Annotated in this window: 9 protein-coding genes and 1 pseudogene; 6 read left to right on the forward strand and 4 right to left on the reverse strand. The window is 36.0% G+C overall.

Annotated features, from left to right (window positions below; translation table 11 throughout):
• The first annotated feature begins 52 nt into the window (after positions 1 to 52).
• The 4 genes from C564_RS0101015 to C564_RS0101035 all read left to right on the forward strand — a co-directional run bounded on the left by C564_RS0101015 (position 53) and on the right by C564_RS0101035 (position 4,666).
• Positions 53 to 2,248, forward strand: a complete 2,196-nt coding sequence (locus C564_RS0101015; protein WP_018764145.1) for an MMPL family transporter — start codon at positions 53 to 55, stop codon at positions 2,246 to 2,248.
• 281 nt (positions 2,249 to 2,529) lie between these two features.
• The gene (locus tag C564_RS0101025) at positions 2,530 to 2,946 is read left to right on the forward strand and encodes a hypothetical protein (protein WP_003196041.1); all 417 of its coding nucleotides are present in this window, start codon (positions 2,530 to 2,532) and stop codon (positions 2,944 to 2,946) included.
• A 100-nt stretch (positions 2,947 to 3,046) separates the two neighbouring features.
• Positions 3,047 to 3,970: an RluA family pseudouridine synthase gene (locus C564_RS0101030; protein ID WP_003196042.1), complete on the forward strand. Its 924-nt coding sequence runs from the start codon at positions 3,047 to 3,049 to the stop codon at positions 3,968 to 3,970.
• A gap of 90 nt (positions 3,971 to 4,060) precedes the next feature.
• On the forward strand, positions 4,061 to 4,666 hold the full coding sequence (locus C564_RS0101035) for a DUF1648 domain-containing protein (protein WP_018764147.1): 606 nt from the start codon (positions 4,061 to 4,063) through the stop codon (positions 4,664 to 4,666).
• Positions 4,667 to 5,034: 368 nt separating this feature from the next.
• Here the strand turns inward: C564_RS0101035 and C564_RS0101040 are convergent, their stop codons facing one another.
• The 4 genes and pseudogenes from C564_RS0101040 to C564_RS33260 form a co-directional block, all read right to left on the reverse strand.
• On the reverse strand, positions 5,035 to 5,856 hold the full coding sequence (locus C564_RS0101040) for a CAP domain-containing protein (protein WP_018764148.1): 822 nt from the start codon (positions 5,854 to 5,856) through the stop codon (positions 5,035 to 5,037).
• Between the two features lie 458 nt (positions 5,857 to 6,314).
• On the reverse strand, positions 6,315 to 7,643 hold the full coding sequence (locus C564_RS0101045) for a (Fe-S)-binding protein (RefSeq protein ID WP_018764149.1): 1,329 nt from the start codon (positions 7,641 to 7,643) through the stop codon (positions 6,315 to 6,317).
• On the reverse strand, positions 7,640 to 9,052 hold the full coding sequence (glcD, locus tag C564_RS0101050; protein ID WP_018764150.1) for a glycolate oxidase subunit GlcD: 1,413 nt from the start codon (positions 9,050 to 9,052) through the stop codon (positions 7,640 to 7,642). The genes C564_RS0101045 and glcD overlap by 4 nt, the downstream gene beginning before the upstream one ends.
• 177 nt (positions 9,053 to 9,229) lie before the next feature.
• A pseudogene (locus C564_RS33260) lies at positions 9,230 to 10,345 on the reverse strand (CdaR family transcriptional regulator).
• A gap of 137 nt (positions 10,346 to 10,482) precedes the next feature.
• On the opposite strand from C564_RS33260, the gene C564_RS0101060 reads away from it, so the two are divergent.
• Together C564_RS0101060 and C564_RS0101065 are read left to right on the forward strand one after the other, a co-directional pair.
• Positions 10,483 to 11,454 (forward strand): YncE family protein, encoded by a 972-nt coding sequence (locus C564_RS0101060; RefSeq protein ID WP_018764153.1) that lies wholly within the window; start codon positions 10,483 to 10,485, stop codon positions 11,452 to 11,454.
• Positions 11,451 to 12,125, forward strand: a complete 675-nt coding sequence (locus C564_RS0101065) for a response regulator transcription factor (protein WP_018764154.1) — start codon at positions 11,451 to 11,453, stop codon at positions 12,123 to 12,125. Before C564_RS0101060 ends, C564_RS0101065 begins: the two co-directional genes overlap by 4 nt.
• Position 12,126: the final 1 nt, after the last annotated feature.

Consider the following 12,126-nt stretch of genomic DNA (forward strand, 5'->3'; position numbering starts at 1 on the left):
AAATGGATTTATATAGAAAGATTCACTAATTATATAAAGTAGGTGAAGATGTGTGAAGACAAATGTACATAAAATAGATAAATGGGGGAAATTCGGTAGTTTTCTTTATCAACTTCGCTATACAGTCATAATTACATTAGTTGTGTTAGCGATAGCACTCGGCATTTTCGCACCAAAACTTCCAGGGGTATTAGGGGGCGATGGTTTCCAAACAAAAGGAGACTATCAAACGACAAAAGCAATTTTAGATAAAGATTTTAAACAGTCTCAAGATACGCTCCTTCTTGTTTTCCAGAAGAATAAAGGAATTTCAAAAGAGGATTTTCAAAAAAGAATCGAAGACATTACAACAAGAATTCAAACGAAAGAAACGTATGATTCATTCCATCATCCATTAGAAAATAAAGAAATGTTACAAGACGATATTGCGTATGCGACAATTTTATTTTCCGGGAAAACAAGTAAAGAACGGAATGAAAAGACATTACAATTTGCAAAAGAAATAGAAAAGGAAAGTAACGATACTTTGAAAGTATCACCAACAGGTTTTCCAAAGATTAATGAAGAAATTAATGAGCGGACACAAAATGATTTGAAAGTAGCAGAAATGATTGGATTGCCAATTGCCTTTCTTGTACTACTATTTTCATTCGGTAGCTTGCTTGCTTCCATCTTGCCGATTTTAAATGGGGCGCTGAGTGTTATTAGTACAATGGGCATTTTATATTTTATTGGTGTAGATAAAGAGTTATCTATTTTTGTATTAAATGTTGCACCTATGATTGGGCTTGCGCTATCAATTGACTTTGCATTGCTGTTTGTGAATCGGTTTCGAGAGGAAGTGGCATATCGGACAGTAAAAGAGGCGATAGCTGTCACATATCAAACAGCGGGGCGTGCTATTGTATTTTCAGGGTTATGTGTTTTTGTTGGTTTATCCGGTTTGTTTTTCTTTGAAATTGATTATATTCAGTCTGTTGCGATTAGCGGGATGATTGTTGTTATAATGAGTATGTTATTTTCACTTACACTTCTTCCGGCATTGTTATCGTTAATAGGGAAGCGAATCTTGAAAAGGGATCAAACTGCACCTCGCACTTCAAATATGTGGCGTAAGTTCGCTCAATTTGTTATGAAGCATCCTATTATGATGATTATCGTTGTTACATTGTTTATTATTGTCTGTTTGTTGCCGCTTCGCACTGCTAATCTGCAATTTCCTGGTGTAGAAGCATTGCCAGAGAAAAGTGATACACGAATTGCATATGAAAGGTATGAAGAGTCATTTAACAAAATTGTAAAAACACATGCTGATGTTACACTAGTACTAGAGATGAAAAGTAATGTCATAGAGAAAGAAAATTTACAGAAGTTAGAAGATATTATTCAAAAACTGAAAAAAGATAAGCATGTATATAAAGTAAAAAGTCTATATGATGAACTAAACGGTATGAAACCTGAACAGCTTGCTACATTGTTACAATCCCCACAGCGTACGCAAGTGGAACCTGTACTGGAAGCATATACAAAAGGAAATAAAACAACTCTTCAAATTTCCTTGGATACAAAGCCGAGGACGGAAACTGCGAAGCAATGGGTTCGTGATTTTAAAGACACGTATAAAGATGACAGTATTACGTATTATTTAGGTGGTATGACAACATTTCAACAAGAGTTAGAGGATGAAATTAAAGATAAAGTTGTGGTTGGGATGTCTGTCATTTTCGGTTCCACTTTCTTTATTTTGCTCTTTGCATTCCGATCTATACTTATTCCAATTAAGGCCATTGTGATGAATGTGCTTAGTTTAAGTGCAACCATTGGTATTGTGATTTGGCTATTTGAAGGTGGACATTTCGGATTGGAAGAAAGTTCAGTTTTATTCGTGTTACCAATCTTTATATTCGGCCTTGTGTTCGGCTTAAGTATGGATTATGAAGTATTTCTTATTTCTCGTATTCATGAATTGTATGAAGAGACAGGAGATAATGATACGGCAACGTTAGAAGGGCTTGTATCAACGAGTCGTATCATTACATCAGCTGCTCTCATTATGATTGTTGTAACAGGTGCATTCGCATTTACTGATATTTTACCAGTAAAGCAAATGGGACTCGGTGTGGCACTTGCTATTTTTCTTGATGCAACAATAATTCGACTTATGCTTGTACCAAGTTTAATGAAAATGTTCGGAGATTGGAACTGGTGGCTGCCGTTTCGAAAGAAAAAAGTAAAATCATCGGATTAAAAAAGCGCTCATCTTGTAGAGAGACCACTGAAAAACGGAAGTTTTTCAGTGGTCTTTTTTGATCCGCCATTCTTTCCATATATATTCATTTTGATTTACTGACATATCAATCGCAGATATGAACACAAAAGTGGATCTTCTCTCATTTCCTCTCTCACCCAAAAAGAAACGTTTTTTAGCAGTTTCTCTTATAGGATGAGCGCTTTTTTTATGAATAGCATCACCCTCTTTTTGCAAATAGTATGTGGTAAGAACAATACATATAAAAGCAGGTGAAGACAATGTTTCGCTATTTTAAATTTAAGTTAAATGATACTGTACAGTTTGCAGAAAATGATGGGCACATGTATCGCATTGTCGGCTATAGACTAGAAAAAGGGTTTTACCCAAAAGATGAATGGACTCATATTATTTATGAATTACTGAGGGAATTTGATGGGTACACAATGGATGCTGAAGAAGAGGAACTTGTGAAAGTAATTCAAGTGGAGGAAGAATATTATAAAATACATGAGGTGTCCGGTTATCGGTACCCGGTGAAAATGAAATCGAAGCCAAAAGTTTCTCAGGAAGAAACGATAGATGATTTATTAGATGCTTACAATGACTACAAGCGATTAGCAGATTTTTTTAAAGATTTATCTTATGAGCAAAAAGCAGAACAAATGTTACGAGAAATGAAGAAATTACGTGCTTAGAGGGCAGTCTATGCAATAGACTGTCTTTTGCTTTAAACAATGCATAATGAATCATTTTCCGTTACAATAGTAGAATCAATAGAAATAAGGTGGATAAAGCATGGAAATGAAAAGAAAGGGAGAATGGTGTGAAATTACGGTTCCTGCTAAATGGAGCGGTATCAGCATTGATTCTTTGTTAAAAGAAGAATGGGGCGTCCCCAAAAAACTATTACATCAACTTCGTATGGAAAAAGGTATCATCGTCAATGGAGAACGAAAACGATGGAGTGAACCTTTAGCAGAAGGAGATAAATTGCAAGTTCATATGTTTATCCAGGAAGAATATGGTGTCCAGCCGGAGTTCGGTGATTTAGAAGTGATATTTGAAGACGATCACGTATTAATTGTAAATAAACCTGCGCATATGGATACGCATCCTTCTAGCAAAGGTGGAACAGGAACACTTGCAAACCTTGTTGCTTTTCATTTACAAATGCAAGGTGTGGAGACGAAAGTACGGCATATTCATCGATTAGATAAAGATACAACGGGTGGCGTTGTATTTGCAAAACATGGGATAGCTGGTGCTATTATGGATCGGTTATTAATGGAGCGTAACATTAAAAGAACGTATTTGGCATTGGTGGAAGGGAAAGTAAAAAAGAAGCAAGGGATAATTGACGCAGCGATTGGAAGAGATCGACATCATGCAACAAGACGCCGAGTTTCTTTAAAAGGCGATCAAGCGGTAACGCATTATCGGGTAGAGAAATATTTTAAGCATCAAGATGTAACGCTTGTAACGTTACAATTAGAGACAGGAAAAACACATCAAATTCGCGTTCATATGAGTCATAGTGGTCATCCACTAATTGGTGATACGTTATATGGTGGACAATCCACATATATGTCAAGTCAAGCCTTACATGCTATGCGGATTGCATTTTTACATCCAATTACAAAAGAAGAGATAACAGTAGAGGTTCCACTTCCTAGCTATTTAAATAACATCATGAAGTCTTTCCAAACGTCGAACAAGTAAAGTTTTTCTGTTTAGTTGAGAAAGATATTTTTTGCAGGAAATTTTTTGTGAAAATCGAAGCCGTAAATAGAAAAGAGAGGTGAAGATTACTTGGTAAGATATAAATATATTATGGGTATATTTTTTGCTGGCCTTCTATTTACGTTGTTTCTATATCCAAATTTACCGAATTATCTAGCGGTGCACTGGAATCAGAATGGTGAACCAAATGAATATGCGAGGAAGCAAGTGGTGGTATTATTTATTCCTTATCTTATTGTTTTTTTTCATGGTCTGTTGTATATAATCTCACGTTACGTATATAAGTTTAATGAGAATGACCACTATATTGTGATGAGATTTAAAGAGAATGTATCGCTATTTTTATTATTTATTCATATGTTTATTCTTGCTATTGGCACTGGAATAGATATACCATTTCAAACGGGTCTTATAATAGGGATTAGCGCGTTTCTTTTTATGGTTAGTAAAGGATTTAAAAAAGGAAGAAAAAAAGAAGAGGAGCCGATTGTGTTACAGAAAATACGTTTGTTTAGTCAGCGTATTTTTCAATACATGTCGCTTATCATATTAATTTGTTTGTTTTTGAAACTACAATGGGGATTGTATCTACTAATCGGTGTGATTAGCTGTGGGTCTATTGCTTTTATGTGTTGTATTTTGTATTCATATATACTAGAAAATTATGAAACATAAAGTAAAACTTTAATCAGTGGGGGCTTCTTTATCTCCCCCCGCTGATTATCGGCCCTCACCAATCGAGCTTTTCCGGGCAGTTGATCCCAAAACCTAACGTCTTGTTTTCGCTGAATTTTGAGGTGGGGGTCTTACTGCTCGCGAATAGAGGGAAAAAAGGAGTCTTCTATAATAGGAGACTCCTTATATATATAAGTCCATTTTGATTTTCCAATATATAAGTCGCGGCTATGAAGACCAAAAGGAGACCTGCACTCATTGTCTCCTTTTGGTTTCACATGGCATGGGACAGAAAAAGGATCTGACCGCTTCTATGTGTGGCCAGATCCTCTCTCCCCCTCTAAAAAGAAAGGTTTTAATTCATATACTTACTTCGTAATAAATTGTTGTGTCCAGTAGTTTCCACTTTCAACATAACCAACACCGATGTGAGTGTAACCGCTATTTAAAATATTTGCACGGTGACCTTCACTATTCATCCAAGCTTGTACAACTTCTTCTGGTGTACGTTGGCCTTGTGCGATGTTTTCACCTGCAGATTTATAAGAAATACCGAACTTCTTCATCATATCGAATGGAGATCCGTATGTTGGGCTATTATGATCGAAGTAGTTATTTTTTTGCATATCTTCAGATTTAGCACGTGCAACTTTACTTAATCCAGCGTCAATTTTTAATGCTGGTAAGCCTTGTTTTGCACGCTCAGCATTTGTTAATTCAACAACGCGTTGTTCAAATTCGCTTAAAGAGCCTTTTGCTTCTTCAGCTGGCTTATTTTCAGCCGGTTTTTGTGCTTCATTGTTATTAGTATTGTTGTTGTTGTTGTTTTCAGCTGGCTTTTGAGCCTCTGGTTTTGCTGTTTCTTCAGCCGGTTTTTGTTCTACCGGTTTAGTAGTTTCTGGTTTAGTAACCTCTGGTGTAGTAGGTACGTTTGGTTGCTGACCAGGAATGAAGCAGTTCCCTTGTTGGAATTTTACTTGATTCCATTGTGCTAGAGAGTTAATTCCCATAGATTGTAAGTATTTTTGTAATTCTTGTTGATTCATATGTTGCATAAAGACTTCAGAATGCTGAATATTCTGAACCTTTATTGTGGATGGTTGTACCGTTGCTGCCTCGGCACTAAGAGTAGATGCTCCGAATGTAAATGCAGTTGCTGCTGCTACAGATAATAAAACACGCTTTTTCATGATATGTGTCCCCCTATGTAAAAGTTTTTTAACTGTTCTCACACAGATTTATTTTTGACAGCCTGTCCGACTGACAAATTCATCGTAGCATACAAATTGCCGGAAAAAAGATGGAAAAAAATACATAGACTATAAAATTACCTATTTTATCCTAGATTTAAATAAGAGATGAAATGCGAGAAAACTAGATTGTAAAAGGAAATTTCAGCATTTTCTGCCTTGCTTATAAAGGTGATATTTTGGATTAAATTACCTATTTAGGAAAGATGAAAACCATTCACATCAAGGGTTTTACCACTTTTTTGAGGAATATAATGGATGCTTTTTTACGAAGTTGTAATCTTTTTGTTGTTCTTTTTTTATAGACGGTAACATATTTTTAATCTTGTAGCGAATAAAAAAGCGGCTATCTCTTTACATAGAAGAAAGAGATAGCCGTTTTCACATTGTTACATATATTACGAGTTTGATTCAATTGCTTCTAATAATAAATCTACAATATGAATACCTCTCATTTTATGAGAAAGCTTTTCACGTTCAATGCCGAGTTTCATTTGTAGTAAGCACCCTGGATTTGCAGTGACAATTGTTGTTGCATCGGTTTCATGAACACGTTCCATTTTGTAATCTAAAAATTCCATGGATAATTCCGAATGTACAATATTATAAATACCAGCAGAACCACAGCAACGATCCGCTTCTTTCATTTCACGATATGTCACACCTTGAATTGCTTGTAAGAGCATACGAGGTTGAGAAGATGTTCGCATGACATTACGCAAGTGACAAGAGTCTTGATACGTAATAATTTGCGGAGGAAGGCGTAAATCAATTCGTTTATGAAAATCTAATTCTACTAAAATAGCAGTGATATCTTTTATTTTCGTAACAAATTGTTTTGCGCGTTCTGCCCATTTTGGATCATCTTTTAATAAGTAGTCATAATCTACGAGATACGCGCCACAACCACCGGCGTTTGTAATAATATAATCAATTTTTAAATCTTCAAAGGCTTGGATGTTTCGTTTTGCAAGCTCTTTTGCGCCACTTTTTTCTCCGGTATGACCATGTAGTGCTCCGCAGCAACTTTGTTCTTTTGGAATCACAACATCACAGCCAGCAAGTTGAAGAAGTTTCATCGTAGCGTTGTTTGTTTCCAAAAACATTGTATCCATTAAACAGCCAGTAAAGAAAGCAACACGTTTTTTCTTTGTTGTTTCAGCTGGTAAAAATTCAGGGCGATTTTTCATTTCTTTCATCTTAGGTACTTTTGGTAAGACGAGATCCATTGTTGCGAGTGTTTCTGGGAACAACTTCATAATGCCTGTTTTATGTGTTAACGTTTGTAAGCCAGAGCGTTGATAAAAACCGATTAGTCCTGTTAATGCTCGCATGCGATTTTGGTGAGGGAATAAGCCTTCGAATACAATTTTGCGAACAGCTTTGACGGGCATAGAGAACTTTTTATTTTGATTCATAATATCGCGTGCTTCTTCTAATAAATGTCCGTAATTTACGCCAGATGGGCAAGCAGGTTCACAAGCGCGGCACCCAAGGCAAACATTTAATGTATTTTCAACATCTTCATCCGGCTCAATTAATCCATCGACAATGCCCTTCATTAAAGCGATACGACCGCGCGGGGAATGAGACTCTTTATATCCAGATTGAATATAGGTAGGACAAGTTGGTAAACAAAATCCACATCGCATACAGTTTAATAATTCATCTTCATTCAGGCGTGCTTTAAATGCTTTTTGAATCTGTCCCTTATTTAATGTTGTCATCTTTCTACCACCACTCTTTTACGAGAGTCCTTGGCAAACATTTTTCCAGGATTCATAATGTTATGTGGATCGAAAGCTTGCTTAATACCTTTCATAGCAGCGATGCCTTCTTTTCCTAATTTCAACTCTAAATAAGGAGCTTTCATGGCACCAACGCCATGTTCACCTGTAATGGTACCACCAAGTTCAATTGCCTTTTCGAAAATTTCTGCAAAGGCTTGTTCAGCACGGTGCATTTCTTCAGCATTACGAGCATCGGTCATACATGTTGGATGTAAGTTTCCATCACCAGCATGCCCAAATGTACAAATAGAAATATCATATTTTTTAGCGATGGCATTAATTGCTTCAACCATAGGAGCAATTTGAGAACGTGGTACAGTAGCATCTTCTAAAATTGTGGTAGGTTTCAGTCTTGCTAGAGCAGAGAGCGCACTGCGACGCGCTGTACGGAGTGCATCTGCTTCTGTTTCATCCTTTGCAACACGAACATCAACTGCATGCATAGAACGGCAAACTTCAGCCATTTTTTCAATATCGCGGTTCACAACTTCAGGAGAGCCATCTTGTTCGATTAGGAGAATTGCTTTTACATCTGTTGGTAAACCAATCTGTGCAAATTCTTCTACCACTTCAATTGTTGGTTGATCTAAAAATTCAAGTGTTGCTGGAATAATTTTATTGGCAATAATTGCTGATACAGCACGAGCGGCTTCATTGATGTCTTGATATAATGCAAGCATTGTTTTCTTTGTTTCAGGCATTGGAACAAGTTTTAAAATGGCTTCTGTTACAACACCAAGTGTGCCTTCAGAGCCGATGAATAGGCGAGTTAAATCATAGCCAGCTACATCTTTTGCTAATTTACCACCGGTGTGAATGATATCACCATTTGGCAAGACAATCTCAAGGCCCATAACATAATCTCGTGTTACACCGTATTTTAAACCGCGTAAGCCACCGGAATTTTCATTGATATTCCCACCGATTGTAGAAATCTTCATAGAGCTTGGATCTGGTGGATAAAATAGCCCTTTTTCTTCCACTGCTTTAATAATATCAAGTGTAATGACACCAGCTTGCACGGTAATTGTTAAGTTTTCTTCATCTATTTCTAAAATATGATTCATATGGCGGAAGATAAGAACAACTCCGCCTTCAAGTGGACATGTTCCTGCGCAAAGGTTTGTTCCAGAGCCTCGTACGTAAACTGGAACTTTATGATCGTTACATACTTTTAATATTTCAGCTACTTCGTTCGTGTTGCGTGGTGCGACAACCGCATCGGGCATCGCTTGGAAATTTGGAGTTGCATCGTAGCTATACGTTAAACGTCCCATGTTGGACGTATCTACATTATCTTTGCCAACAATGGATACGAATGAATCAATAATATGTTGTTCTAACATTAGAAAATCCCCCTCAAACTGTTAACTTGTTTATCCTATTCATAGGAGTTTGACTCATTTCATCATTCAGTGACTATTTACTGAATGATGAAAATAAGAATATACACGTTGTAACAGTATTTTCATTATAATCATAAAAAAGTAGGGGATTTCTTTCTATGTATAATCAACTGAAGATTAATTGTTTTTGCTGTCTTTTTTTGTATGATTATCTAATAAAAGAAGTGCAAAGTATAAAATAATTAAATCTTTAAATTGTTTTGGGTCAAGTCCTGTATAATCTTCTATTTTTTTAAGTCTGTAATGTAATGTATTAATATGAATGTGTAACAGTTCTGCTGTTTGTTTATAGGATTGATTATGATCGATAAATAAGCGTAGTGTTTGCATGAGTTCAGTTGCAGGTAGCAAGTGATAAATGGTGCGTTGAAGAAATTCTTCACGAGTGTTAGCGGTAATATCTTGTAAACACATTTCTAAACGTAAATCTTCATTAAATATAATGCCTTTTGTTTTAAAGGCAACCGAAAGCGCATGCAATGCTTGTTCGTATGATACATGCATTTCATTTGGCATTACTGTTTGTCCAATACCAATATATAGTATAATCGGAAATAAAGATTCACAATCGTGTTTCAATCTCTTTAAAAATTGAAAAGTTCTTTTCTTTGCTTCCATTGTTGTAAATAATATAAAACGGTCATTTCCCCAGCGTACAAATAGTTCCTCTTTAGCTAACAAGTTACGAATATGCTGCCAAATTTTCCGTTGTAGCATTGTATCATCTTGATCAAATGAAAATAAAATAAGTTGTTTTTTCTTATGTAAATCGATACCGAGTGTTTTGGCACGGTCGAGAAAACTAGGAGACCAATCATTGCTTTGCAACCAATCAAAAACAAAAGCTTCATAGGAACGTTGCTAGAGTTCTAGTTGTTCTAAAAAATAATTTTCATGAATTAATAATTCGGTCATTTTTCGTAATATTTCCCCGTATTGTGAAATGTTTTCGGGTTCACCTGTAATGCCAATAACGCCAATTACTTCATCATGGAAAAGGAGAGGCAGATTCATTCCTGCTTTTACCCCTTGTAAATATCGTTCATCTTCTTTTGTAATGATGACAGTTTTCTTTTCTTTCGCACAGCGAAGGGCGCCTTCATGAAATTGTCCAATTCGTGCTGGATTTGTGCTAGCGATAATTGTGCCTTGTATATCAATAATTATAATATTTTCAGTAATTAGCCTTCGAACTTCACGGACAATTTTGTTTGCTAAATCGGGAAAAAGCATAATTTGCACACCTCTATTTCTATTTGTTGTACATTATATATGTAGTTGTATTAAGACTAGGAAGATTTCACACTTTCCTCACAAATATTTGCTATTTTACAATTATAACGAAATCATCTAAAGATGGAGGGAATCTTTTGAAGAAATACTTTTTTCTGCTATGTTTTTTGTTTCTGTTAGCAGGATGTCAGGGGAATTCATATACACCGATTGCTAAAAATAAAAGTATCATCATAACAACAAATATTAAAGAGGGTAGCGTTAGCTTTATTGACGAAAAGTCGAAAAAGACATTAACAACATGGGAATTAAAAGAACCTATTACAGGAATCGTGCTGCTGCCAAGTGGGGAAGACATGCTTGTATATGGTAAGCAGTTAGAATATGCATATATATACTCGTTAACAGAAGGAAACGAAGTGAACAAATGGAAAACGGGAAAAGGAATTACGAATGTCATCGTATCAAATGATGGAAAACAATTATTTATGGCTGATCAAAATGAACAAAAAATACGATTCTTTACAATAAATGGAAAAGAGACAGAGAGTGTTTCGGTAGGAAAAGGCCCGCTAACAATGGTGCAGAATGATAAACAATTACATGTATTAAATTTTTATGATACACAGTTATCAACAATTGACTTAGACCAAAAGAAAGTTGTGCATTCATTTATGGTACCACCAGCATCAACAGGGGCAATGGTCAGCGCTGATGGAAAGGAAATATGGATTGGTGGACATGGAGATGGGAAGCAAGTGAATGAGAAAGTATTGGTTTATTCTTTAGCAGATGGACAGATGGTTCGCTCTTTACATGCACCATTTATGCCAGTTAGTCTTGCGGGAGATGAAAAATTCGTGTATGCATTAAGTCATGGATCAAATACATTAAGAAAATTTGATGCGCGAACATATCAAGAAGTAGGAGCTCTTGAGGTAGGATCTAATCCATTTGCTTTTTTGAAAAGTGGGAAAGAAGGTTATGTAGCTAGCTATGATAGTAATGAAGTGTATGTAATTGATATTCAGAAAATGAAAGTGAAACAAACGATTGCGGTTGGAAAGGGACCGTTTCAACTTACGCAGCGAGAAGGGAGAGAGAGATGAACAAACATAAAGTATTACTTGTAGATGATGAAAGTGATATGAGACAGCTTGTTGGCATGTATTTAGATAATTTTGGATATGAATGGGGAGAAGCAGAGAACGGAAAAGATGCGCTTCATATGCTTGATACAGATCATTACGATTTTGTTATTTTAGATATTATGATGCCACAGATGGATGGAATTTCAGTCTGTAAAGAAATTCGAAAAACATCGGATGTACCAATTATTTTTTTAACAGCAAAAGGAGAAGAATGGAACCGCGTTAATGGTTTACGGATGGGAGCGGACGATTATATTGTAAAGCCATTTAGTCCAGGTGAGCTCATTGCTCGTATGGAAGCTGTATTAAGAAGATATACGAAGCAAGAACAACAAGAAGAAGAACTTCAATTTGGTCCAATCGTAATTAACGAAAAAAGTCGTCGAATTGAAATAGACGGAGAGCCTATTTCTCTTACTGTAAAAGAGTTTGATCTACTTTATTTTCTTTGCGGGCATAATGGACAAGTGTTTAGTCGTGAGCAATTACTTGAAAAAGTATGGGGATATGATTACGCAGGAAGTACGAGAACGGTAGATACACATGTGAAAACGATGCGTTTAAAACTTGGAGAAAGTGGAAACTACATTCAAACAGTTTGGGGTGTAGGTTATAAATTTGAGGTGTAAC

Origin of the sequence: Bacillus sp. 105MF (genome assembly GCF_000374885.1) — a bacterium.
Classification (GTDB): domain Bacteria; phylum Bacillota; class Bacilli; order Bacillales; family Bacillaceae_G; genus Bacillus_A; species Bacillus_A pseudomycoides.